The sequence below is a fragment of the Thiovibrio sp. JS02 genome (assembly GCF_053485635.1).
Map to the genome: position 1 here is coordinate 1,237,322 of NZ_CM130715.1, position 24,815 is coordinate 1,262,136.

General features: G+C 60.0%; 15 protein-coding genes. 8 read left to right on the forward strand and 7 right to left on the reverse strand.

The window, feature by feature from the left end:
• Positions 1 to 18 precede the first annotated feature (18 nt).
• The 7 genes from ACUUL3_RS05850 (at position 19) to ACUUL3_RS05880 (ending at position 15,921) form a co-directional block, all read left to right on the forward strand.
• The gene (locus ACUUL3_RS05850) at positions 19 to 2,637 is read left to right on the forward strand and encodes an acetyl-CoA decarbonylase/synthase complex subunit delta (protein ID WP_448555470.1); all 2,619 of its coding nucleotides are present in this window, start codon (positions 19 to 21) and stop codon (positions 2,635 to 2,637) included.
• A gap of 101 nt (positions 2,638 to 2,738) precedes the next feature.
• The gene (gene acsB / locus ACUUL3_RS05855; RefSeq protein ID WP_448555472.1) at positions 2,739 to 4,943 is read left to right on the forward strand and encodes an acetyl-CoA decarbonylase/synthase complex subunit alpha/beta; all 2,205 of its coding nucleotides are present in this window, start codon (positions 2,739 to 2,741) and stop codon (positions 4,941 to 4,943) included.
• Positions 4,944 to 5,009: 66 nt separating this feature from the next.
• The gene (gene acsC, locus ACUUL3_RS05860; RefSeq protein ID WP_448555474.1) at positions 5,010 to 6,365 is read left to right on the forward strand and encodes an acetyl-CoA decarbonylase/synthase complex subunit gamma; all 1,356 of its coding nucleotides are present in this window, start codon (positions 5,010 to 5,012) and stop codon (positions 6,363 to 6,365) included.
• 107 nt (positions 6,366 to 6,472) lie between these two features.
• Positions 6,473 to 10,588 (forward strand): formate dehydrogenase subunit alpha, encoded by a 4,116-nt coding sequence (fdhF, locus tag ACUUL3_RS05865; protein ID WP_448555476.1) that lies wholly within the window; start codon positions 6,473 to 6,475, stop codon positions 10,586 to 10,588.
• A gap of 134 nt (positions 10,589 to 10,722) precedes the next feature.
• Positions 10,723 to 13,785, forward strand: coding sequence for an FAD-dependent oxidoreductase (locus tag ACUUL3_RS05870; protein WP_448555479.1), 3,063 nt, complete (start codon positions 10,723 to 10,725; stop codon positions 13,783 to 13,785).
• A gap of 5 nt (positions 13,786 to 13,790) precedes the next feature.
• Positions 13,791 to 14,390, forward strand: a complete 600-nt coding sequence (locus tag ACUUL3_RS05875) for a hydrogenase iron-sulfur subunit (protein WP_448555481.1) — start codon at positions 13,791 to 13,793, stop codon at positions 14,388 to 14,390.
• A 235-nt stretch (positions 14,391 to 14,625) separates the two neighbouring features.
• Positions 14,626 to 15,921 carry a DUF3300 domain-containing protein gene (locus ACUUL3_RS05880; RefSeq protein ID WP_448555483.1) on the forward strand — a complete coding sequence of 432 codons (1,296 nt, stop codon included), beginning with the start codon at positions 14,626 to 14,628 and terminating at the stop codon, positions 15,919 to 15,921.
• A gap of 405 nt (positions 15,922 to 16,326) precedes the next feature.
• Here the strand turns inward: ACUUL3_RS05880 and ACUUL3_RS05885 are convergent, their stop codons facing one another.
• From ACUUL3_RS05885 to serC, 7 genes are all read right to left on the reverse strand, one after another.
• Positions 16,327 to 17,502 (reverse strand): diguanylate cyclase, encoded by a 1,176-nt coding sequence (locus tag ACUUL3_RS05885; protein ID WP_448555485.1) that lies wholly within the window; start codon positions 17,500 to 17,502, stop codon positions 16,327 to 16,329.
• A gap of 44 nt (positions 17,503 to 17,546) precedes the next feature.
• A complete protein-coding gene (locus tag ACUUL3_RS05890; protein WP_448555486.1) occupies positions 17,547 to 17,696 on the reverse strand; it encodes a hypothetical protein in 150 nt (49 codons plus the stop codon).
• Positions 17,697 to 17,935: 239 nt separating this feature from the next.
• The gene (locus ACUUL3_RS05895; RefSeq protein WP_448555488.1) at positions 17,936 to 19,699 is read right to left on the reverse strand and encodes an MFS transporter; all 1,764 of its coding nucleotides are present in this window, start codon (positions 19,697 to 19,699) and stop codon (positions 17,936 to 17,938) included.
• 87 nt (positions 19,700 to 19,786) lie between these two features.
• Complete coding sequence (locus tag ACUUL3_RS05900) at positions 19,787 to 20,395, reverse strand: hypothetical protein (protein WP_448555490.1); 609 nt, start codon at positions 20,393 to 20,395, stop codon at positions 19,787 to 19,789.
• A gap of 203 nt (positions 20,396 to 20,598) precedes the next feature.
• Positions 20,599 to 21,651: a 23S rRNA (adenine(2503)-C(2))-methyltransferase RlmN gene (gene rlmN, locus ACUUL3_RS05905; protein WP_448555492.1), complete on the reverse strand. Its 1,053-nt coding sequence runs from the start codon at positions 21,649 to 21,651 to the stop codon at positions 20,599 to 20,601.
• Positions 21,652 to 22,524 (reverse strand): radical SAM protein, encoded by an 873-nt coding sequence (locus tag ACUUL3_RS05910; RefSeq protein WP_448555494.1) that lies wholly within the window; start codon positions 22,522 to 22,524, stop codon positions 21,652 to 21,654.
• Positions 22,525 to 22,596: 72 nt separating this feature from the next.
• Entirely contained in the window at positions 22,597 to 23,679 is a 1,083-nt protein-coding gene (gene serC, locus ACUUL3_RS05915; RefSeq protein ID WP_448555496.1) for a 3-phosphoserine/phosphohydroxythreonine transaminase, read from the reverse strand.
• Between the two features lie 170 nt (positions 23,680 to 23,849).
• Between serC and miaA the strand changes: the two genes are divergently transcribed.
• Positions 23,850 to 24,797, forward strand: coding sequence for a tRNA (adenosine(37)-N6)-dimethylallyltransferase MiaA (miaA, locus tag ACUUL3_RS05920; protein WP_448555498.1), 948 nt, complete (start codon positions 23,850 to 23,852; stop codon positions 24,795 to 24,797).
• Positions 24,798 to 24,815 lie beyond the last annotated feature (18 nt).

Here is a 24,815-nt window from a genome sequence, read left to right on the forward strand (position 1 = left end):
GATAAGGATCAGATACCGATGAAATCGGGAAGCCGTTTAGAACGGATCTTACAATCAGGAGAGTTTGCGGTCACCGGCGAACTCGGCCCGCCCAAGAGCGGCAATGCCGAGGTGGTTCGGGAGAAGGCCCGCCTGCTCAAGGGGAACGTTGACGCGGTAAACATTACCGACTGTCAGACCGCCATTGTCCGCATGTCCAGCATCAGTGCCGGCTTGCTGACCCTTTCCGAAGGGGTTGAGCCGGTCATCCAGATGACCTGCCGCGACCGCAACCGGATCGGCATGCAGAGCGACATCCTGGGCGCCACCGCCCTGGGGCTGAAAAACCTGCTCTGCCTCACCGGCGACCATCAGAAGTTCGGCAACCACCCAGGCTCCAAGGGAGTCTTCGACATGGATTCCATCCAGCTCTTGGGCATGATGAAGACCATGCGGGACGGCAGGCAGTTTCAGTGCGGAGAGGTGATCAAGAGCCATGAGCCGAAATTGTTTCTCGGTGCGGCCGCCAACCCCTTTGCCGGTCCTTCCGAGCAGTTCCGTGCCGCCAGGCTCGCCAAGAAGGTCGCAAACGGCGCGGACTTCGTGCAGACCCAGATCATCTACAACGTTGACCGGTTCGCCAGGTTCATGGAAGCGGTGCGGGAGCTTGGTCTTGCCGAGAAGGTGTACATCCTGGCCGGCGTGACCCCGCCAAAGTCCGTGGGCATGGCCCGCTACATGAAAAACTTCGTGCCGGGCATGGATGTGCCCGACGAGGTGATCCGGCGGATGCAGGGCGCCAAGGACAAGGAAGACGAGGGCATCAACATCTGCGTGGATATCATCAAACAGGTGCGCGAGATCAAAGGCGTTGCCGGTGTGCATGTCATGGCCATCGAGTGGGAAAGCGCGGTGCCGGAGATCGTCAGCCGGGCTGGTCTTGCCAAACGGCCCGTCTTTGCGGATGATGCCGTTGCCGCCGCCCCGGTCCGGGCAGCCGCCATCGAAGTGCGTGGAGCCGTGGCCGGAGAGAAGGAAAGTGATACTGTCCTGGCAGCCGCAAAGGCAGAGGCAGAAAAGATTATCGCCGCAGCCCGGGCTGAGGCTGTTCGACTTCGCACCGCCGGTGCCGGAGAGGGCAGTGTCACCGCCGGCGTTGGCCAGGCAAGGATTGAAATTGAGGAAGCAGGAGAGGATGAGATGAACGAAAAAGAACGTCAAATGGCGCTGGAGTCTGTACGTCTTGGCCTTGAAGCGCTGAAAAAGGCCTTTGGCTTGTCGGACGATCAATTTGATGCACTGTCTAAATTCGCCGGGGCAGAGGCGATTCTGAAGCGTGAACCGGCTGCCGCCGCTCCTGCCGCTGCTCCCGCTGCCGCACCGACACCGGCAGCCAGACCTGCCGCGCCTGCTGCCGCAGCGCCTGCCGCTCCCGCGGTAAACAAAGAGGCTGAAGAGGCGAAGAAAGCCGCCGAGGCCAAGGCAGCGGAAGAGGCCAGGAAGGCTGCCGAGGCCAAGGCTGCTGCCGAGGCAAAAGCTGCCGGGGAAGCCAAGAAGGCGGCTGAGGCCAAGGCTGCCGCTGAGGCGAAAGCTGCCGAAGAGACGAAAAAGGCTGAGGCTGCCAAGAAGGCACCTGCTGCCGCCGTCGCTGCCGCACCTGCTGCCGCAGGTGATGTCGGCGCCGCAGCCCTTGCCGCCGAAAAGACCACCTTGGTCGAGCGCGCCGGCAAAGTGCCGGAGAGTGCCTACAAGCAGGCATACACCGGCGCCATCCGCGAGACCGCCCTCGGCAATATCAAGGTCGGCGGCGCCAATACGCTTCCCTATCAGCTCTTCGAGGGCGCCATGCCCAACAAGCCCCTGATCGCCTTTGACGTCCTCGATGTGAAGCCGGACGAGTGGCCTGATTCCCTGGCTCGCCATTACCAGGATGTCTTCGACAATCCCGTTTCCTGGGCCCAGAAGTGCGTGAAAGCCTACAATGCAGAATCCATCTGTATCTCCATGGTGAGCACCGATCCCAACGGCATGAATCGGCCCTCTGCCGAGGCCGCCAAGGTTGCGGCCGAGGTCATCAAGAGCGTCGAGGTCCCGGTCATTGTCTGGGGCTGCGGCAATGGCGAAAAGGACACCGAGACCCTGCGCGAGATCACCTCGCTCATCGGCGACAAAAAGGTCTGCCTGGCTCCGCTTTCCGACGCCAACTACCGCTCCATCGGCGCCACGGCCATGGCTTTCCAGTATCCGGTGGTCGCCGCCTCGCCCATCGACGTGAACCTTGCCAAGCAGCTGAATATTCTTCTTGAGAATCTCGGCGTCTCTCTGGACACCGTGCTGATCGATCCCTCCATCGGCGCCCTCGGCTACGGTATCGAGTACACCTATTCGGTCATGGAGCGCATTCGCCTGGCGGCACTGACCCAGAAGGACGAGAAGCTGCAGGTACCCTTTATCTGCAACCTGGGTCGCGAGGTGTGGAAGGCCAAAGAATGCCGCCTGCCGTCCGACGAGATGATCGGCGACCAGGAACGGCGCGGCATTCTCATGGAAGCGATCACCGCTTCCTGCATGCTGATGGCCGGCGGCGAACTGATGATCATGCGTCATCCGCGCGCCGTTGCCTTGACCAAGTCACTGATCACCGGGCTCATGGGATAAAAAAGGGTTAAGGGATCAGATGGCGGTCGGGAACAGAGCCCGGCTTCATCCTCGCCAAGCGAGAGTCCTTTAATCCTCTTAACGATACGAGGAGAAAGCAAATGTCTAAAATCATCTGTTCAGCCGCCATCCGCGGGGCACACAAGATAGTGGATATGGCGGAGGCGAAGTTCGAGGAGGCCATCAAGAAGTATGGCCCCGAGCAGGAGGTTTCCTTCCCGAACACCGCCTATTTTCTGCCGGTTATTTACAGCATGCTGGGCGCCAAGGTGCAAAACCTGGGCGACATGAAGGACATCTTCAAGGAATGCCGCAAACTGTTGCCGGAGCTGGTGAGCGAAAACCTCTGGCTGCCGTATCTCGCCCCGGCCCTCGACGCCGGCATGGCCACCTTTTTTGCCGAGGAGATGTTCGAGGCCATCCGTTACCTGGAGAGCCCCAACTTCTATACCAAGACCGAAGATCCCCTTGCCGACAACATCTGGCTGGGTGCTGCCGACGACGTTATCTTCCGGAAGCGCGGCGTGGAATTCGTTGACGGTACCGCCCCGGGCTTTGCCGCGATCATGGGCACTCCGGACGACAACGAGGTCGCCGCCAGGATCGCCCTGGAGCTGCAGGAGAAGAACCTCTACATCTTCATGCATGACCAGACCAACGGCACCAACATGGCCGAACGGCTGGTGCAAAACAAGGTGCAGGTCGGCTGGAACACCCGTCTGGTCCCCTTTGGCAAGTCCTATACCTCGGCGGTTTTCGCCATCGGTTTTGCCTGTCGCGTGGCCATGGCCTTCGGCGGCATCAAACCCGGTGATTACCGGGGCAACCTGATCTACAACAAGGACAGGACCTTTGCCTTCGTCATGGCCTTCGGGCCTGTCTCGGATGAATGGTACGCCAACGCCGCCGGCGCCATCAACTGGGGATTCCCGACCATCTCCGACTACGATATCCCCCAGGTGCTGCCCACCGGCATCTGCACCTACGAGCACGTGGTCAGCCAGGTGCCCCACCAGGAGATCGTCCAGAAGGCCATCGAGGTCCGGGGCCTCAAGGTCAACGTCACCAAGATCGATATCCCCATGTCCTTCGGCCCGGCCTTCGAAGGAGAGCGTATCCGCAAGGACGATCTCTTCATGGAATGCGGGGGCGGTCGGACTTCGGCGGTGGAGGTCCTTGTTTCCAAGGATATGACCGAGGTCGAGGACGGCAAGGTCACCATCGAAGGGCCGGACATCAAGGATATCAAGCAGGGCCAGAACCTGCCCCTGGGCATTCTCGTCGAGGTTGCCGGCCGCGAGATGCAGTCGGATTTCGAACCGATTCTCGAACGCCAGTTCCACCACCTGATCAACTACATCCAGGGCATCATGCACATGGGCCAGCGGAACATCATGTGGGTCCGTATCGGTAAGGGCGCGGTGGAGAAGGGCTTCTCCCTCACCCATATCGGCAAGGTGCTGCACGGCAAGCTGCATCAGGAATTCGGTGCCATTGTCGACAAGATCCAGGTCAAGATCTACACCGATCCCGCCAAGGTGGAAGAGGTGCAGGAACTGGCCCGCAAGGTCTATGCGGAACGTGACGAACGCCTCGGCTCCATGACCGACGAAACCGAGGAGGTTTTCTACTCCTGTACCCTCTGCCAGTCCTTTGCGCCCAGCCACGTCTGCGTGATCACCCCTGAGCGCATCGGCATGTGCGGCGCCTACAACTGGCTGGACGGCAAGGCCTCCTTCCAGATCAACCCCACCGGCCCCAACCAGCCGATCCAGAAGGGCGATTGCCTGGACGAGAAGCTGGGGGTCTTCAAGGGGATCAACGATTTTGTTTCCCAGGCCTCCCGTGGCGCCGTCACCGAGCTGGCCTGTTACTCCCTGATGAACAGCCCGATGACCGCCTGCGGATGTTTCGAGGCCATTGCCGCCATGCTGCCCCAGTGTAACGGCATCATGGTTGTCAACCGCGACTATATGGGCATGACTCCTTCCGGGATGAAGTTCACCACCCTGGCCGGTATGGCCGGCGGGGGCGCGCAGACCCCCGGCTTCATGGGCGTTTCCAAGCACTTCATGACCAGCCAGAAGCTGTTCCTGGCCGAGGGCGGCCTGAAGCGCATCGTCTGGCTGCCCAAGATGATGAAGGAAGAGATCAAGGACAAACTCATGGAGCGTTGCAAGGAAATCGGCATGCCTGAGTTTTACGATATGATCGCCACCGAGGAGAACGGGACCACCGAAGAGGAAATCCTCGCCTTCATGAAAAAGGTAGGCCATCCGGCTCTGGAAATGGAAGCCGTGGTCTGAGGCGGTTTTTCGCAACTGATTTGACTTTTATCAATTTGAGTTTTCGATATACGGGAGGGACTACAGATGGCTTTAACAGGTATTCAGATCCTCAAGATGCTTCCCAAGAAGAACTGTGGGGAGTGTGGCATACCGACCTGTCTTGCCTTTGCCATGAAAGTGGCTGCCGGACAGACCGAGATTGGTGAATGTCCGTACGTGAGCGACGAGGTTAAGGAACAGATCGGCGAGGCCTCGGCGCCGCCGATCCGCACCGTGAAAATCGGCGGCGGTGACAGCACCTTCACCACCGGCGGCGAGACCTGCCTGTTTCGCCATGAGAAGCGTTTTGAAAATCCCACCGGCATTGCCGTGCTGGTTTCCACCGGGATGGCGGCAGCCGAGGTGGACGGTCGGATCAGCCGTTTTAAATCCCTGCGTTATGAGCGCGTCGGCGTGCTGCTGAAGGCGGACCTGATCGCCATCAAGGACGGCAAGGGCGATGACGCCGCCTTCACCGCTCTGGTCAAGAAGGTGCTCGACAACGCTCCTGACGCCGGCATCATTCTCATCTCCGACAATGCCGAGACCTTGAAGGCCGGTGCCGCTGCCTGCGGAGAGCGCAAGCCGTTGCTCTACGGCGCGACCGCCGACAATGCCGAGGCCATGGCCGCCGTGGCCAAGGACAGCCAGTGCCCTCTTGCCGTGAAAGGCAAGAACGTTGATGACACCGTGGCCATCTCCGAGAAGCTGCTGGCGGCAGGGCTCAAGGATCTCATGGTCGACACCGGCGCCCGCACCGTCAAGGCGGCCTTTGAGGACAGCATCCTGGCCCGGCGCTCCGCCATCAAGGCAAAATTCAAGCCCCTGGGTTTTTCCACCATCACCTTTCCCTGCGAGATCACCGATGATCCGTTGATGGAAGCCATGGTCGCCTCGGTGCTCATTGCCAAGTACGCAGGCATCGTGGTGCTCTCCGACCTGCAGGGCGACGTGCTCTTTCCCCTGCTTCTTGAGCGGCTCAACATCTTCACCGATCCGCAGCGGCCCATGGTGGTCCAGGAAGACGTTTACAGCATCAACGGCCCCGGCGAGAATTCGCCGGTGCTCATCACCTGCAACTTCTCCCTCACCTATTTCATCGTTTCCGGCGAGATCGAGGGAAGCAAGGTGCCCTCCTGGCTTTTGATCAAGGATACCGAGGGCCTTTCCGTCCTGACCGCCTGGGCGGCTGGCAAGTTCGGCGCCGACATGATCGCCCAGTTCATGAAGAAATCCGGGATCGAGGCCAAGGTCAAGCACCGCGAGCTCATCATTCCGGGCTATCTGGCCTCCATGAAGGGCGAGCTTGAGGAAGAGCTGGCCGGCTGGACCATCACCATCGGTCCCCGTGAAGCCGGGCATCTGCCCGCTTTCCTGAAGGAATGGAAGCCTGCCGCGTAAGTGGTGGACCAGCCCACCGGTGAGGGCGGTTGCACAAGCCGCCCTCTGTTGTATGCCTCGGGGCAGAGTAAACTTTTAAAGAGCAACTTGAGCGATTTATTCAAGCAATGAATATAAAAATCAACGGCTTAGAAATTGTTGCCCAGGAAGGTATCAGCATCCTTGAGGCGGCAAAGAGGGCGGAGATCCATATCCCCACCCTCTGCCATCTGAAGGGCCGCACTTCCGATATCCCTTGCGGGTTGTGTATCGTCGAGGTTGAAGGACTTGAGACGCCGGTGCGTTCCTGCGTCACCCCGATCAGCGAAGGGATGCGCATCAGCACCAAGTCCAAGAACCTCGAAGTCCAGCGCAAGGAGCGGCTTGCCCTCCTGATGGAGACCCATTTCGGCGACTGCAAGGCGCCCTGCAACCTCACCTGCCCCGGGCAGATCAACGTGCAGGGTTATATCGCCCATGTGGCAAAGGGCCAGTACGAAGAGGCCCTGCGCCTGGTCATGGAGCGCAACCCCTTTCCTTTTTCCGTGGGCCGGGTCTGCCCGAGGTTCTGCGAAACCCGTTGCCGCAGGATCCTCATTGACGAGCCGGTCTCCATCAATCACCTGAAGCGTTTTGTCGCCGACTGGTGCATGGCGCACAAGATCGATCTGCGCATCCCCCGCGACCCGGCGACCGGCAAAAGGATCGCCGTCATCGGCGGCGGGCCGTCCGGCCTTACCGGCGCCTATTATCTTGCCCGTCAGGGCCACGATGTGACGGTGTTCGAGGCGGCGCCCAAGCTGGGCGGCATGCTGCGCTACGGTATTCCCGCCTACAAGATTCCCCATGAGGTGCTTGACTACGAGATCAGCGCCATCCTGCGCATGGGAATCAGCGTCCGTCTCAATCAGCGATGGGGCGAGGATTTCACCCTCCAGTCCCTGAAGGATCAGGGCTATGAGGCCATTCTCATCGCCACCGGCACACCGGTGGACGAGAGCCTCGATATCCCCGGCTGCGCCCTGCCCAAGGTCATTCCCGCCACGAAATTTTTGAAGGACATGAGCGAGGGCAGGCAGGGCAGTTACGGCAGGTCCGCCGTGGTGTTCGGCGGCAACAATATCGCCATGGAAGTGGCCCGCTCCCTGTTGCGGAAAGGGGTGGGAGAGGTGACCATCATCTATCCCCGGGCCCAGACCGAAATGCCCGCCAACCAGCGCAATATCCAGGCCGCGGAGAAGGAAGGGGTGCAATTCCTCCTCATGGCGGCGCCGGTGAATTTCGTCGACACCGAAAACGGCATCCACGTGGAGCTGATCCGCACCAAGCTCGGGGAGCCCGATGACAAAGGGATCCGTTACCCCGTGGCCATCCCGGGCTCCACCGTCAACATCAAGGTGGATACCGTCATCGTTGCCCAGGGTCTTTCCGCCTGCAAGGAAAAATTCGCCGGCGGCGAGCTGGAGGCCACGCTTGAGCTTACCCAGAAATTCAATGTCAAAGCCAATCCACGCACCTCGCTCACCAATCATCCGGGCATCTATGCCGCCGGCGACGTGACCAGCGGCCCGCGTTCGGTCATCCAGGCGGTGGTGGCGGCGCGCCGGGCCGCGGAAAACATCCATGCCCAGGTGATGGGCGCCAACCGGACCGCGAGTGAAAACCGCTTCAACTTCAGTCGAGGCAAATCCTTTGATGAGGTCGATCTGCGCAACTTCGAAGGGATCAACATCAAGCTGCGCGAAAAAATGCCCACCCGTCCTCCCCAGATCGCAATCCAGGATTTCGGCGAGGTGAAGCTGGGCTTTTCCGAGCAGATGGCCCGCACCGAGGCGAATCGTTGCCTCTCCTGCGGCTGCCGGGCCTATGAACGCTGTGATTTCAAGGAACTGGCCCTGGATTTCGGCCTCGATCCCAACAAGACCGGCATGGGAACCAAGCCGGTCTATCCGGTGCAGCTGAATCATCCCACCATCCAGGTGGATCTCAACAAGTGCATCTACTGCAAGCGCTGCCTGAACAGCTGCAACTACAATGCCCTGGAGTTGACGGCGGAAGGCAGCGACGGCAAGGGCAGACCCACCGGCCTGCGCTTCAGATTCAAGGAGAACTGCGTATCCTGCGGCGAATGCGTGGACAACTGTTCCACCGGCGCCTTGAACAAGAAGGATGCGCTGGTGCCCGTGGTCAACGAGGAGATGCGCCAGGTTCGCACGACCTGTCCGTACTGTGGCGCCGGCTGCCAGATGCTGCTCAAGGTGAAGGGCAATACCCTGATGGAGGTCACCTCCGAGCCGGAGCTTGCTCCGAACTACGGCGCCCTCTGCGTAAAGGGCCGCTTTGCCCACAACTTCGTCCAGCACAAGGAGCGGCTCACCAAGCCCCTGATCCGCCGGGGCGGCCAGCTGGTGGAGTCGAGCTGGGAAGACGCACTGAACACCGTGGCGAAAAGGTTTTTTGACCTCAAGTCCATGTATGGCCCCGATTCCATTGCCGGATTCTCCTGCGCCCGGGCCAGCAACGAAGAAAACTATCTGATGCAGAAATTCATGCGGACGGCGATCGGAACCAACAATATCGATCACTGTGCCCGACTCTGACACGCTCCCACGGTGGCCAGTTTGGCCCTCACCTTCGGCAGCGGCGCAATGACCAACTCCATTGCGGATACAACCAAGACCGATCTTTTCCTGATGATCGGTTCGAATCCGGACACCAGCCATCCGACCATCGGCATGCGCATCCACCAGGCCATTGACCGGGGTGCGAAGCTGATCGTCGTGGACCCCCGCAGGACCAGGCTGGCCGAGCGGGCCGATCTCTGGTTGCGGATCCTGCCCGGCACCGACGTTGCCTTCTTGAACGGCATGATGCAGATCATTCTTGAGGAAAACCTCTGGAACAAAAAGTTCGTCGAGGAACGGACCGAGGATTTTGACGAACTGCAACGGCTGGTTCGGAAATACACGCCGGATCAGGTGGAAAAGATCACCGGCATCCCTGAAGAGCAATTGCGTCTTGCCGCCCGGATGTATGCCGCGGACGGCAGACACGCCATTTTTCACGGCATGGGCATTACCCATTACGTCACCGGCACGGACCGGGTGAAGAGCATCGCCAACCTGGCCATGCTCTGCGGCAAGGTCGGCGTGGAGGGCGGCGGCTGTAATCCGCTGCGCGGCCAGAACAACGTGCAGGGCGCCTGCGACATGGGCGCGCTTTTCAACACCCTGCCCGGGTACGGGGGCCTTGAGAACGATGATCTTTTCGACCGCTATGAAAAGGTCTGGAAGATCAAGCTCCCCCGCAGGCCTGGCAAGCCGGCCACCGAGGTGTGGGAGAACATCTTCAAGGGCGACATCCACGGCCTTTACATCTTCGGCGAAGACCCCGCGGTCGCCGACGCCAACATCGCCCATGTGCAGTCTGCCCTGGAAAAGGTCGATTTTCTGGTGGTTCAGGATATCTTCCTCACCGATACCGCGAAGATGGCCGACGTTGTCCTGCCTGCTGCCTGTTTTGCCGAAAAGGACGGTACGTTTGCCAACACCGAGCGCCGGGTGCAGCGGATCCGCAAGGCGGTTGAGCCGCCTGGCGAGGCCAAGCCGGACTGGAAGATCTTCTGCGAGCTCTCCAGGAAGATGGGCTATGAGATGGAGTACGATTCGCCGGAGGATATCTTCAACGAGATCCGCCAGCTTTTGCCCCAGTATGCCGGCATCACCTATGCGCGCCTGGAAAAGGTCGGTCTGCAGTGGCCGGTGCCCACCGAGGATCATCCCGGCACCCCGGTTCTGCATACGGAAAAATTCACCCGGGGCAAGGGGCTTTTCATTCCCGAGGATTATATTCCGCCCATTGAGCTGCCGGATGAAGAGTACCCGATGCTCTTCACCACCGGTCGCGACCTGGCGCGTTACAACTTCAGCAGCATGACCGGCAAGACCAGGGAGATCGACGAGATCAGCCCCGAATGCTTTGCCGAGGTGCATCCGGAGGATGCCGCCCGCTTGGGGATTACCGACAAATGCTGGCTCAGGCTCACCTCGCGCCGCGGCTCCGTGAAGATGCGGGCCATGGTGACGGACCGCACCCAGCAGGGTACCATTTTCACGACCTATAATCACCTGGAAGCATTGGTCAATTTCCTGACCCTGGACGCCCTGGACCGGCTTTCCAGAACGCCCGAGTATAAACTCTGCGCCATCAGGGTGGAGGTGCTGGGGGATGAACTGCCCAACTGATGGCCGGCAGGGCAGGGCTTTTTCCGGCGTAGGGATATCGGAGTCCATAAGACTCGCTCACCTGTTTAGTGGACCTGTATGGTTTTGAAGGTTGTACATGTCCATCAATTTTTCAAATAGATTGGAGTTAATGTATGGGACAAGCAAAAGATAAAAAATCAGGGACGGTGATGGTCGTCGGCGGCGGTATTGCCGGGGTCCAGGCGGCCCTTGATTTGACCGAGCTTGGCTACTATGTCTATCTGGTGGAAAAATCCGCGGCCATTGGCGGCGCCATGGCCCAGCTGGATAAAACCTTTCCCACCAATGACTGTTCGCTTTGAATACTCGCGCCCAAGCTGGTGGAGGCCGGTCGGTCTCCCAATATCGAAATCCTGAGCAACGCAGACTTTCTTTCCCTGGATGGAAAGCCGGGCAATTTCACCGCCAAGCTGCGGATGCGTCCGCGCTATATCGACGCGGACAAATGCACGGCCTGCGGTCTGTGCACCAAGTACTGCCCCAGGCATCTGGTGGACCAGTACAACGAGGGCTTGGCCGTCACCCGGCCCATCCACATCGACTACGCCCAGGCAGTGCCCGCCACCTATTTCATCGATCCGGAGGCGTGTCTGTACCTCCAGCACGGCACCTGCCAGATCTGTGTCTGCACCTGCCAGAGCAAGGCCATTGATTTCAGCCAGAAGGCGGAGGAAAAGGAGATCCAGATCGGGGCGGTGATCATGGCCCCGGGCTTTGGCCGCATCCCCGATGCGACCCTGGCCAAGTACAGCTACGGCCAGCACCCCGACGTGATGACCAGCCTGGAGTTCGAGCGGCTGCTCTGCGCCTCCGGCCCCTTCGAGGGCGAGGTCAAGTGCCTCTCCGACCGCAGGCATCCCAAGAAGATCGCCTTTATCCAGTGCGTGGGTTCCCGGGACCTCGGCTGCAACAACGGCTACTGCTCCTCGGTCTGCTGCATGTACGCCATCAAGGAGGCCATGGTCGCCAAGGAGCACGACCCCGAGGTGGAGATCACCATCTACTACATGGACATGCGGACCCAGGGCAAGGGCTTCGACGCCGCCCAGAAGAAGGCCGAGTCCATGGGGATCAGGTTTGTTCGCGCCCGGGTGGCCGATGTCATGCCGTGGGACAAGAATCTCAAACTCACCTATTCCACCCTGGACGGAACGCACTCCTTCGAGCCCTTTGACATCGTGGTGCTCTCCGTGGGCCTCGATGCTCCGGCCGACGCCAGGAACCTCGGCGAGATCGCCGGTTTTGCCCTGAATAACTACGACTTCTGCAAGACCGAGACCTTTGCCCCCTTGCTCACCACCAGGCCTGGGGTCATGGTGGCCGGCGCCTTCCAAGGGCCCAAGGACATCCCGGAAAGCGTCACCCAGTCCAGCGCGGCCGCAGGGTTGGCAGCCGGGTTGATTGCCAAGGATCGCGGCAAGGCCCTGGTGCACAAGACCTATCCCAAGGAGCAGAAAACCGGCAAGGATGAAGAGGTCCGCATCGGCGTCTTTGTCTGCCATTGCGGGATCAACATCGGCAGCGTGGTCGACGTGCCGGCGGTTGAGCAGTACACGGAAGGGATGGAAGGCGTGGTCTACCATGCCCAGAGCCTGTACAGCTGTTCCCAGGATGCCCAGGAGGTGCTCAAGGCCAAGATCAAGGAGCACAACCTGAACCGGGTGGTCATTGCCGCCTGTTCTCCGAGGACCCATGAGCCGCTCTTCCAGGAAACCCTGAAGGATGCGGGCCTGAACCGTTGTCTCTTCGAGATGGTCAATATCCGCGACCACTGCTCCTGGGTTCATGCCAACGAGCCCGCGGCCGCGACCCAGAAGTCCAAGGATCTGGTCCGCATGGGCATTGCCAAGGCCCGCCACATCCAGCCCCTGCCCGAGCAGACCGTGCCGGTCACGGCCAAGGCCCTGGTTCTGGGCGGCGGGGTGGCAGGATTGACCGCGGCCCTGACCTTAGCTGAGCAGGGCTTCCAGACCACGGTGGTGGAAAAGGAGGCGATCCTGGGCGGCCATCTCCAGCATCTTTCCTACACCCTGCAGGGTGACACGGTGAGCACCGTTCTCGGCGCGCTTACCGACACGGTGAAGAAGAACAAGAAGATCGAGGTGCTGACCAATACCGAACTGACCCAGGTCAACGGCTTTGTCGGCAACTTCAGCTCGGTGCTCACCACCACCAAGGGCAAGAAGGCTACGGAAACCACCCTCGACCATGGGGTGATCATCATCGCCACCGGCGGCCGCGAACATCGGCCCGAGGTGGTGCTGGGCAATCCGGTGAAGTTCTCCGACACCATCGTCACCCAGCGCGAGCTGGAGCAGCGTTTGGCCGGCAAGGGCAAGAACCTGGCACCCAAGTCGGTGGTCATGGTGCAGTGCGCCGGGTCCCGTGGGGATGATCTCAACTACTGCAGCAAGGTCTGCTGCAACCATGCGGTGAAAAACGCCCTCAAGATCAAATCGCTTGACCCTGCCTCCCAGGTGGTGGTGCTCTACCGCGACATGCGCACCTACGGCTTTGCCGAGGACGCCTACCGCGAGGCCAGGGAAAAAGGGGTGGTCTTCATCCCCTACAGCATGGACAACAAGCCCAAATTCAAGAGCAGCGGCAAGAAGACCAGCGTCACCTTTTACGATCCGATCCTGCGCGACGAGGTCACCATGACCCCCGAGGTGCTGGCCCTGAGCGTCGGCATCGTGGCCGAAGGGACCGAGGAGATCAGCAAGCTCCTCAAGGTGCCGGTGAACGAGGACAGGTTCTTCCTTGAAGCCCATGTCAAGCTGCGGCCGGTGGAACTGCCGGTGAGCGGGGTCTATGTCTGCGGCCTGGCCCATTCGCCCAAGCCGGTGGAGGAGATCATCGTCCAGGCGCAGGCAGCGGCGGCCAAGGCTTCCATCCCGCTCTGCAAGGGCTTTGTTTCGGTGGAGCCCACCATTTCCAGCGTGGACAAGGAAGCGTGCATCGGCTGCGGCCTGTGCGAATCGCTCTGCCCCTACCAGTCCATCCGGATCATCAAGGACGAAAACGGCAAGCGCAAGGCCGAGACCATCGCCGCCTCCTGCAAGGGCTGCGGCATCTGCGCCTCGCACTGCCCGGTGTTCGCCATTTCCATGGGTGGCTTCACCGACGAACAGATCAACGCGCAAATCACCGCCTTTGGTGAAACCAAGGAGGCTTAATATCTATGAGCAAGAATGATTTCAATCCCAGAATCCTGGGGTTTCTCTGCAACTGGTGCTGCTATGCGGCCGCTGACAGTGCCGGGGTTTCCCGCTATCAGTACCCGCCCAATCTGCGCACCATTCGGGTGATGTGCACCGGCCGGCTGGATGCGGCCTTTGTTCTGCGCGGCTTTGCCGAGGGAGCCGACGGCATCTTCACCGGCGGCTGACAACTCGGTGAATGTCATTACCAGGTTGGTAATTATGACGCGATGGGTGTGAGTGCATTGGTGAAGAAGGTTTTGAGCGAAGTGGGCATCAGGCCGGAGCGGTTCAATCTGCAATGGGCTTCCGCTGCCGAGGCGCCGCGCTTTGTCAAGCTGATCACCGATTTCACCGTGAAGATGAAGGAGCTTGGCCCGATCGGCCAGGTGGAGGGGGTTGCCCCGGAGGAACTGAAGAACCGGATCGACAAGGCCCTTGCCCTGGTCAGCGACAAGAAGCTGCGGGTTGCCTTTGGCAACGCCACCAAGGCCATCCGCAAGGAAGGGAATTTCAGCGAGGAATTCATTGCCGGGGTTATCGAGGACAAGCTTGGCAAGACCATGAGCGGCGCACTGTAAAAAGCTGAGAAAACGCTTCAGGTTTTTTTGCAAGACAGGTATGTTTGCGACAATGGGTTCGGGCCTTGGTGGTCCGAATCCATTTTTTTTGTTTCTGATACATGGTATGGTTATGGTGTCTCTCCCGGCAAGTTAGGAGCGGAAAGTCTTGCCGGTTTTGTTTCCCCGCCGGAGCAGAGTTCTTTCGCCGCGGTCTTAAAATATATACGCCGTCAAGGCTTTCAAGGAGGTCGTCATGGAGACATCAGCAGTCTTCCGTATTCCCCTCGGATTGCTTGTGATTTTCTGCTCGTTTTTCTCTCTCTTCATGTCGCCGCAACCGCTTTCGGCCCAGGACAGTGATCCGACCGCGCCGGATAAATACAGCCGGGAGGAGCTCGCCCAGATGCTGGCGCCCATCGCTCTCTATCCGGATACGGTTCTCTCGCAAATCCTGATGGCATCCACCTATCCCATTGAAGTTGTCGAAGCCGACCGCTGGACCAGGAAGAATCCGAACCTGAAGGGCGAGACCCTCAATACGGTGCTTTTGGACAAACAATGGAGCCCCAGCGTCAAGGCGCTCTGCCATTTCCCGCAGATTCTGGCTCTGATGAGCGAGCGGATCTCCGAAACCACCAACATCGGCAATGCCTTCCTCGCCCAGGAGGCCGAGGTCATGGATATGGTACAGGAACTGCGGGCCAAGGCCGTTGCCCAGGGCAACCTCGCCACCTCCTCGCAACAGAAGGTCGTCGTGGAAAAGGAGACGATCATCATCAAGCCGGCGGATCCCACGGTGATCCATGTGCCGTACTATGATCCCTTCCGGGTCTATGGTCCGTGGTGGTACCCCGCCTATCCTCCCCATTACTGGGGCCCTCCCGGCGTGAGCATCAGTGTCGGCATCTCTTACTGGCCCGGCATTTATTTTGGTTTTGTCTTTGGCAACTGGTGTTATTTTGATTGGCATCGACACTACATTTATGTCGATGTCCATCGGCGGCCGCGATTTGTCCGGCACGAACACTGGTATCCGACGCCTGGCCGTTGGCAGCACGACCCCAGGCATCGTCGGGGTGTCGCCTATTATGATAAGGCCACGGCAAGGAAATATGGCCAGTCTTTCCATCGTGCCGGTGATTACCGGCACGATACCCGGGGAGGGTCCGAGCAGGGGGACAGGGAGCGGGAACGTGAACGCCTCGAACTGGAGAGGCGGAAACATGAACGTGTCGAGGGCGAACGGAAGGAACGGCGGACAAGGAGCGAGGTTGACAGCCGGGAAGGCATGCGGCTTGAGCCGGAACGGCAGAAACAGGAGCGCGTCGAGTCCGACCGGAATAAAGGACGGACAGGAAGGGAGGTCGACAAACAGGAACGCCAACGGCTCGAATTGGAAAAACACGATCGCGTATCTGACGAGAGTCAACGCCAGGAACGGACCAGGAGCGAACCAAGCCAGCGCGGCAGCCGGCAGGGCCGGGGCGATGACTCCGGCGATGGCGGACGCTCGGACAGAGACTCCCGGGGGCGCGGCAACAAGTGGTGAAGCGAAAAATCAGACCATGATTCCATCCATACCGAGAGGGAGACTGGTGATGGGGCGAAAAGCAGAAGAGCCAGCTGGGCGGTAATGGTTTTGCAGGCCGCTCCGGAGCGATGGCGGCGGTTTGCCGCCCAGGATGCGGCGCCGGATTGCGTCGGCTCCGAAAGTGGTAAAGAAATTCGGCCCCTCAAGGAGGATTTGCCCCCTCGCCCGTTCCGACCTTGGTCAGAAAAAGCAAAGCAGCCGCAAGGCCGGGTACCCTGCCCGGCGGTTCCTTATCTTCTTGTAGATCCCGTCGCGCCTCGGTTGCCGGTGCCATCTCAACGCCACCCGGGCCAGCAGCCCCTTTGGGGAAATATTTTTCCCGACAGCCTCCGCAGGGGGGAGCACCTCCCCCCCTGACTCTGGTCATTGCAGATAATCCCGGATGGTGGCGATGGAATCCCCCTGGGTTTTCAGGAAGGAAACCCCGATGTCGAAAGATTCCCGACCGAGCTTTTCCAGCCGCACCACCTCGCCCTGAATGGTCAGTTTTTTGTTGGCGAGGATGATCTCGAGTTCGAGCTGGGAGCCGGTGTCGATGGGAACGCTGCTCTCCAGCAGGATGCCGGTGCAGCCGAGATTCTTGCTCTGCATCGGAGCCAGGCTAAAGGGTTTTGAGTCGATCTGCGTTATGGCGAGGGGGGCCAGGATTTCGACCCGTTTGGAGCGGCGTTTTTCCGGCACATGGTGCAGGATGATATTTTTCCCGGAATATTTGGCCTGATAGAGAGCATTGTCCGCATACCTGAAGACCTGCATGCCGCTTGCCGCGTCCTCGGGATAGGTGGCGATGCCCCCGCTTACCGTCAGGCGCACCTGCCTGTTTTCAACGACAAGGCATTCCTTGCTGATTTCCGAACGGATTCTTTCCGCCATCTCCAAGGCCTTTTGCTTGTCGGTGTCAGGAAGGAGCAGGACGAACTCATCGCCGCCGAAACGGGCGGCAATGTCAATGGACCGTTTGTTCTGGGCGATGATCCTGCCCACGTGTCGCAGTATCCTGTCTCCGGCCAGATGGCCGTGGCGATCGTTGATTTCCTTGAAGCAGTCCAGATCGAGGAAGAGGACGGAGAGTTCATGGTGGTAGCGTTCGGCCCGCTTGAATTCCTGGTTGAGTGCGCTTTCCAGGCTCTGTTTGTTGTGGAGACCGGTCAAAAAGTCAAACTGTCGCTCCATGTGCATGGCTTCAAACTCATGGACGTCGATGAGCTTGGGAAAGCTGCCCCAGGTGTCGTGCAGGGAGAAATAATCGCAGACCGCGACGGAAATGGTTACAACCCGGCCGAGGGAGCAGGACATCGCCCGATGGTGGTCAACGATCTCCTGCCAGTAATGTGCCGCCTCTCCGCAGCCGAAGCTGCGGTGCATGAGCAGTTCCAGGATGATCTTGCAGACGGAATTTCCTTCCTGGCGGACAAGTTGATTCAGATTTTCGAGGATATCCTCTCCGGGCGTCTGGTTCCGCAGGCAGGTCAGGACAGCATCCACGACAGGGTTTTCGGTCTCCGACTTCAGAAAGTTTCGGTTCAGGCTCTGTTCCATTCCTTTTCTCCCTGTTCGGCGTAGTGATTGTTTTTCCCTTCCGATCAGCAGCAGGAGCAGGATGCGGTCAACCGCTCGACCGGAGGACAGGCCGGGGAAAATTCCTGGTTCAGAACCAGCCCGACCCGCGGTGTCCTTTTCCTGGAGGAGATGGCCGGGCGTTTTCGTGCCTGGCCGGCGATTTTCGTTTTCATGGTTTTTTGCCCATTTTCAATTGGTTTACCTGCTTAGTTTGCAATAAGCGGGCCATTATGTTTTTGAAAATAATGTGCTTTGTTTTCAGTATGTTGTCGTTATTGGAAATGGCGAGCGACAAAAGGGTATGGGGATATTGCGAACTGTTGGGGATTTCACCAACTCGGGGAAGGGCTGAGAAAAAACTTGCAGGGGGCGACGGATACCGGTGCGGCCCAGCCCGCTTTGTAACGGACTGTTAGGGCATTTTTGCGGAAGCAAGGATTTTCCGGGCCAGGGGGATGTCGGCCGGAGCAAGCTGAAACTCCAGGAGATTCCGGGCCGGAACCCATTCGGCCCGGTCGTGGACCCGCAAATGGAATTCATGGTCGAGCAGTTCCGTTTCCAGGCCGATAAGTTTGATCTTCCCATGCGCATAGTGGTAAACGCTTTCAGCAAAAACGTCACCTGCCCTTGCCGCGACGCCGAGCTCTTCCTGCAGCTCTCTTTCCAGGCATTCCTGCAGCGTTTCCCCATCTTCGACCTTGCCGCCGGGAAATTCCCAATAACCTGACAATTTTTCCCCTTCCTTGCGTCGGGTCAGCAGGACGCGGTCGTTTTTCACGATTATGGCGGCGGTCACGGTCTTCATATCTTCCAAAAGAGGAGGCGCGGAATCCACTTCTCCGATGGGGGGCGCTTCGGCGCCTGCTTCCATGCCATCGGCGACTTCACGGATGATGCCCATGCGGATGTAGATCGGCCGGACCTTTTCCCTGATCTTCGGGAGATTTCTGGCAAAGAGCGCTCCGCCGGCAAGGCAGAATCCCGCCCCGAGCAGAAGCGTGTCGCGGGGGCCGATCGCCTGGGCCATGGCTCCGGCGGCAAGGTTGCCAAAGGGGGCTATCCCCACGAACGACATGGCGAAGAAGCTCATGACCCGGCCGCGCTTGTCTTCGTCAAGGATTGTCTGGAGGACCGTGTTGCTGGATGAGACGAGGGTCATGGCCCCGAAACCGGCCAGGCTCAGGGCCAGCAGCGAAAAAATGAAGCTGCGGGAGAGGGCGAAGGCGGCGATGCCGACCGCGAACAGGGTGGTGGCCCTGGTTATCACCCTGCCGAGCCCGAGGACGCTTTTGCGGGAGGCAAGATACAGGGTGCCCGAGAGAGCGCCGCAGCCAGCAGCGGTCATGAGGAAACCGAAGGTTTGCGCGCCGCCATGCAGGATCTCCTTGGCAAAAACCGGCGCCAGCACGGAATACGGCATCCCCATGAGGCTTACCAGGGCCATGAGAAGGAGGATGCTCCTGATCGGCCCGAAACCGAAGGCGTAAGCAAACCCCTCGCGGAGTTCGTGAAGAATGTGACGCCTCGGCCGTTGCTGGTGCTGGCCCGGATCTACCTGCATTGCCGCAAGGGCCAGAATCACCGCCAGGTAACTGGCCGCGTTCAGCACGAAGCAGATCCCCTCGCCGACGGCGGCCACAAGAATCCCGGCAATGGAAGGGCCGACAAGGCGGGCGCCGTTCACCAGGGAAGAATTGAGGGCAATGGCGTTGCCCAGATCTTCCCGATGGTCGACCATTTCGACGACAAAGGACTGGCGGATGGGGATGTCGAAAGCATTGACAATGCCAAGGAAAAGGCTCAGGAAGATTATCTGCCAGACCTCAATGGAGCCGGAGAGAACGGCCAGGGCCAGAAAGGCCGCTTGCAGCATGGCCAGGCTCTGGGTGGCGAGCAGCAGGCGGCGTCGGTCCCAGCGGTCGGCGAGCACGCCTGCCACGGGCGCCATAAAGAAGGTGGGAATCTGGCTGGTGAACCCGACCACGCCCAGGAGCAGGGTCGAACCGGTCAAACGGTAGACAAGCCAGCTCATGGCAACCTGTTGCATCCAGGTGCCGACGAGAGAGACGCCCTGGCCGGCGACAAAGAGCCGGTAATTTCTGGAGCGCAGGGCGCGCAACAGCAACCGGGCCCGTGTCCATTCTTTACCGTTCTTGATTTCCGCGGTCACCGCCATGCCGCTTTCGGTTTCCCGGACCCGAGAGAGACCACCGCTGCGGCCGCCAGCGAAAATGGGTAGAGATTCGCCCCCAACCCGGCCTCCCTACTGCGCAAGCGTCCCAACGATGTCCGGCATGGCCTGTTTCATGAGATCCTGCATGGTGTTGCGCAACATCTCCTCGGCGAGGCGGTCGCGGTCCTTGACCGCGATGTCGGTGCTGTTTGCCTTGTAACGGAGAATGCGGGCCGGGGCGCCTGGCCTGGCCACGGTGATGGCGACGCTGATGGTGCAGGAGCCGTCCACCCTGGAGATGTTGGTTTTCTGGTCCAGCTCGATGATCGCCTCGTTGATCTCCACCACTCTTGCCTCCGCGCCAGCGGGCAGGTTTTTCTGGGGAAGCACCTGATAGCCGGATTTGTCAAGCTCGCGGCTCAATGCGGTCTGGACCAGACCGGCAGGGGAGACGCCGCTCCAGAGGGTGTCGATGGGGTTGCCGTCCCGGTTCTTCACGGTGCCGATGGGCCAGGCCCCGGAGGAGGAAGGGGGTTGCAGCTCCGAGTTGACCAGATACAGCTCGCCGCCGGCGAAACGCTTGCTGGTGACGGGTTCATAGCGCATCACCACCTGGCGGGTGTAAGTGGCGCAGGCGCCGATGGCGAGAAGCAGGGGCAGACACAGGACCATAAGGGTGCGGCACGTGGTGGGTTGCATTGATTCCTCCATGGGATGAGAAAGGGTTTCCTGAAGTAAAAGCCGGCGTTCCCGACCGGGCGAGGCCGGGTTCATGCGGTTTTTCGGGAAGCGGCGCAGGTTGCGGCTGTTCACTGCGGTTCTGCATTAATTAGAATGTTCGCCGCCGGAAAGTCAATGGAAAAGCCTGGAGTCGCGGAAACTTGTCGGACCGGGGCAGGGGGCTACTCCTCCCCGTCTTCGGCATCGTCCTGCACGGCGAGCTGGCCGCAGGCCGCGGAGATGTCCGCGCCGCGGGATTCCCGGATCAGCGCGGTGATACCCGAGTCGCGCAGGGTGCGCTGGAAGAGTTCCACCCGCTCCCTGGGCGGGCTCTGATAGGGAAATACCTCGTTTTCGTTGTAGGGCAGGATGTTGACCTTGCAACGCAGGCCGTGCAGCTTTTTGATCAGGAGCCGTGCATGCTTGACCGAATCATTGAGATCCTTGATCATGATGTATTCGATCATCACCTTACGCCGGCTGGGCAGCGGATAGGCGCGGCAGGCGGCGAGCAGCTCGTCAATCGGGTAGGTCCGGTTGATCGGCATCAGTTCGTTTCTGGTTTCGTCGTCGGCCGCATGCAGGGAAATGGCCAGGTTCACCGGCACCGCCTCGCCCAGGGGCACGAGCTTGGGGATGATGCCGCAGGTGGAGACCGTGATTCTGCGGCTGGAAAAATCAAGGCCCCGTTGTTCCATGAGAATCCTGAGGGCCCGGATCAGGTTGTCGAAGTTGGCCAGGGGTTCGCCCATGCCCATGAAGACCAGATTGTTGATCCGGTTCCATCCTTCCGCCTTCACCTTTTCGCTGATGGCCTGGACCTGGCCGACGATCTCGGCGGGCTTAAGGTTGCGGACAAAGCCCATGGTGCCGGTGAGGCAGAATTTGCAGCCCATGGCGCAACCCACCTGGGAGGAGACGCAGAGGGTGAGGCGGTCTCCCTCCGGGATCAGCACCGATTCGATGAGGCTGCCGTCGGCGAGGCGAAAGCCGAACTTGCTGCTGCCGTCGCCGGAATGTTCCTCCACCTCAGGAAGCAGGCGGCTGATGACGGCCCTTTCGGCAAGCTCGGCCCGCAGCTCCTTAGAGATGTCGGTCATCTGGGAAAAATCGCTGACGCCGGGGCGGTAGAGCCAGGCGAAGATCTGCTGGGCCCGGAAGGCGGGCCAGCCCCGCGCCTGCACCCAGTCGCGCATTTCGGCCATGGTAAAGTCTTTGAGATCGGGCTTCTCCATTCACAGGGCTCGCAGGTATTCGGGTTTAAGATGGGCCCGGCCGGCCAGGGCCTGGTCGATTGCCGCCAGCACCGCCTCCTTGTCGCGGGGCAACCGCGCATTGATCGGCAGGTAGTTGGAGGCGTGGTTGCTCTGCAGCTGCCCCCGCTTCACCTCGATATGCTCCACCATGACGCGCAGCTCCTCCAGCATGGCGAAGCGGTCTGGAAGCCTGAATTTCCCGGCTTTTTCAAGGCGGTACAGCTCGGTGTCGGCAAGGAGCATCAGGGTGAGGATGCCGATCTGGTTGGGCTCCATGGCGGAGAGCACCCGGCCGGTGGCCCGGGCATGTTCCCGGGACAGGGCCTGGCCCGCGATGCCGAGCAGGGCGGTGACCGAAAAAAAGAGGCCGGCCGCGTGCAGCCTTGCCGCCGCTTCGATCATCGCCGCTGCGTCCGCGCCCTTGCTGATCTGGGCAAGCACCCGATCATGGCCGCTCTCCAGGCCCATGTAGACCCGGTTCAGCCCCAACCCTTTCAATTCCCGCAGCTGTTCGACGCTTTTGTTGCGGATCGCCCTGGCGTTGCCGTAGAGGCTGACCCGATTCACCCAGGGCAGCTGTCGGCGGATCTTTCCAAGCAGGGCAACGAGCCGTTTCTGGCTTAAGGCCAGGACATCGCCGTCGGCCAGAAAGACCCGGCTCTGCCTTTGACAGTAAGTGGCGGCAAAGTCGAGGTCCAGGTCCACGACCGCCAGATCCTTGATGCGAAAGCGCTCCCCCTTGTAAGTACCGCAGAAGGTGCAGCGGTTATGGGAGCAGCCCACCGTCACCTGGAGGATGATGCTGTCCGCCTCACTGGGTGGCCTGATGATGTGGGCGCCTTCGTAGTGCATGTTTCAGCTATAAGCCTTCAGCTTTCAGTCCTCGGCTGACGGCCATCAGCTTATGGCTGACAGCTGCCCCAATCAACCGTTCTTCTTCTCGAATTCGCGCATGAAGGCGACCAGCTTTTCCACCCCCTCCCTGGGGAAGGCGTTGTAGATGGAGGCGCGGCAGCCGCCCACGGAACGGTGGCCCTTGAGACCGTCGAAACCGGCGGCGGTGGCCTCCTTGATGAACTTGGCCTCAAGCTCCGGGGTGGGCAGGTTGAAGGCGATGTTCATGTCGGAGCGGGAGCCGGGCTGGGCATGGCCGCGGTAGTAGTCGGTGGAATCGATGGCATTGTAGAGGATGGCTGCCTTTTCCCGGTTGATCTTTTCCATGGCCGCCACACCGCCCAGTTTTTTAAGCCATTTCAGGACAAGGCCCACCACATGGATGGCGAAGCAGGGCGGGGTGTTGAACATGGAGCCGTTGTCGGCGTGGGTCTTGTAGCGCAGCATGGTGGGGACGTTTTCCGGGGTGCGCTCCAGGAGATCCTCGCGGATGATGACCACGGTAACCCCGGCAGGCCCCATGTTCTTTTGCGCACCCGCATAGACCAGACCGAAGGGGGTGATGTCGAATTGCCGCGAGAGGATGTCCGAGGACATGTCGGCGATGAGCATCTTCTCGCTTGTGGGCATCTTGGCGAACTGGGTGCCGTAGATGGTGTTGTTGGTCACGAAGTAGAGATATTCGGCTGCCGGATCCACGGCATAGTCGCCATCCCTGGGCACATGGTTGAAGGTGCTCTCCTCGCTGGAATAGGCCACCTGGATCTTGCCGAAGAGCTTGGCCTCCTTGATCGCCTTCTTGGCCCAGACCCCGGTGTTGAGGTAACTGGCGGTTTTGCCCGGGCCGAGCAGGTTCATGGGAATCATGGCGAATTGGGTGGAGGCGCCGCCCTGCAGGAAGAGCACCTTGTAGTTGGCCGGAATCTTCATCAGTTCGCGCAGGTTTGCCTCGGTTTCATCCACCACGGCGATGAAATCCTTGGAGCGGTGACTCATCTCGATGAGGCCCATGCCCTTGTCGTTGAAATTCACGATATCTTTGGCCGCCTGGGTAAGCACCTCGTAGGGAAGGGTGGACGGTCCGGCGCTGAAGTTGTAAATTCTTTCAGGCATGATTTTCTCCTTTCTGGATATATGGTATGGTGTTCGGCATTGGTCTGGTCAACGGGTTTTCGCCGAATTGACCGTGGCTTTATTCAAATCGGAACTGTCAAATTTACCGGAAATCAACGAGAAGAACAATCGATTTCTTTGTCAAACCGGAAGGATATCCAGCTACGCCCATGGCCTCAGGTCTTCACCACAACCCGATCGCGGAGCCGGTTCTTGTCCTGCTCGGTCCCACCGCCGTGGGCAAAACCGCGCTTTCCCTCAGGCTGGCCCAACGCTTTTCCTGCGAGATCGTGGGGCTTGACTCCATGCAGATCCACCGCCGGATGGACATCGGCACGGCCAAGGCCAGCCCGGAGGAACGCGCCCTCATCCCCCATCATCTCATCGACATCGTCGACCCTGACGAGGAATACCATGTTGGCCGTTATGTTGAGGATGCCGTGGCCGCCTGCCGGGAAATCATCGGCCGGGGCAAACGGCCCATGCTGGTGGGCGGCACCGGTCTTTATCTGAAGGCCCTCATGAACGGGCTTTTTGAGGTTGAGGCCAATGAACCGACCATACGCACACGCCTGAAAGAGCGTCTGGCCGAAGAGGGCAGGGCTGTCCTTTTTTCGGAGCTTGTCGCCTGCGACCCCCAGACTGCCGCGCGTATACATTCTAATGATACGCAGCGACTGCTGCGCGCGCTCGAGATATTCCTGGCAACCGGCAGAGGCTGGAGCACCCACTTGGCGCAGCAGCCCCGGCAGGAGCCGGTTTTTTCCAGAGTGTTGAAAATCGGTTTGCAGGGTGAGAGGGAGACGCTCTATGAACGGATCGACTTCAGGGTGCAACAGATGGTGGAACACGGGCTGCTGGACGAAGTCCGTTCGCTGCTTGACATGGGCTACCCGGCTGAACTGAAATCCATGCAGGCCATCGGTTACCGGCACATGGTCAATTTTCTCAGCGGCGCCTGGCAATGGGAAGAGGCGTTGCGCTTGCTGGCCAGGGATACCCGGCGCTATGCCAAGAGGCAGCTTACCTGGTTCGGGGCCGACCCGGAGATCCGCTGGTTTTCGCCCGAAGACGAGCAGGGGGTGCTCGCCAAGGTTGCCGTTTTTTTAAATGCCTAAGGCAGGTTTGTCGAGTAA

Bases quoted from the DNA above. Each gene is read 5' to 3' on its own strand.
- ACUUL3_RS05880 (WP_448555483.1), top strand. From the start codon at position 14,626: ATGGAGACATCAGCAGTCTTCCGTATTCCCCTCGGATTGCTTGTGATT.
- acsC (WP_448555474.1), top strand. From the start codon at position 5,010: ATGGCTTTAACAGGTATTCAGATCCTCAAGATGCTTCCCAAGAAGAAC.
- ACUUL3_RS05890 (WP_448555486.1), bottom strand. From the start codon at position 17,696: ATGAAAACGAAAATCGCCGGCCAGGCACGAAAACGCCCGGCCATCTCC.
- ACUUL3_RS05895 (WP_448555488.1), bottom strand. From the start codon at position 19,699: ATGGCGGTGACCGCGGAAATCAAGAACGGTAAAGAATGGACACGGGCC.
- rlmN (WP_448555492.1), bottom strand. From the start codon at position 21,651: ATGGAGAAGCCCGATCTCAAAGACTTTACCATGGCCGAAATGCGCGAC.
- ACUUL3_RS05850 (WP_448555470.1), top strand. From the start codon at position 19: ATGAAATCGGGAAGCCGTTTAGAACGGATCTTACAATCAGGAGAGTTT.
- acsB (WP_448555472.1), top strand. From the start codon at position 2,739: ATGTCTAAAATCATCTGTTCAGCCGCCATCCGCGGGGCACACAAGATA.
- miaA (WP_448555498.1), top strand. From the start codon at position 23,850: ATGGCCTCAGGTCTTCACCACAACCCGATCGCGGAGCCGGTTCTTGTC.
- ACUUL3_RS05910 (WP_448555494.1), bottom strand. From the start codon at position 22,524: ATGCACTACGAAGGCGCCCACATCATCAGGCCACCCAGTGAGGCGGAC.
- serC (WP_448555496.1), bottom strand. From the start codon at position 23,679: ATGCCTGAAAGAATTTACAACTTCAGCGCCGGACCGTCCACCCTTCCC.
- ACUUL3_RS05900 (WP_448555490.1), bottom strand. From the start codon at position 20,395: ATGCAACCCACCACGTGCCGCACCCTTATGGTCCTGTGTCTGCCCCTG.
- ACUUL3_RS05885 (WP_448555485.1), bottom strand. From the start codon at position 17,502: ATGGAACAGAGCCTGAACCGAAACTTTCTGAAGTCGGAGACCGAAAAC.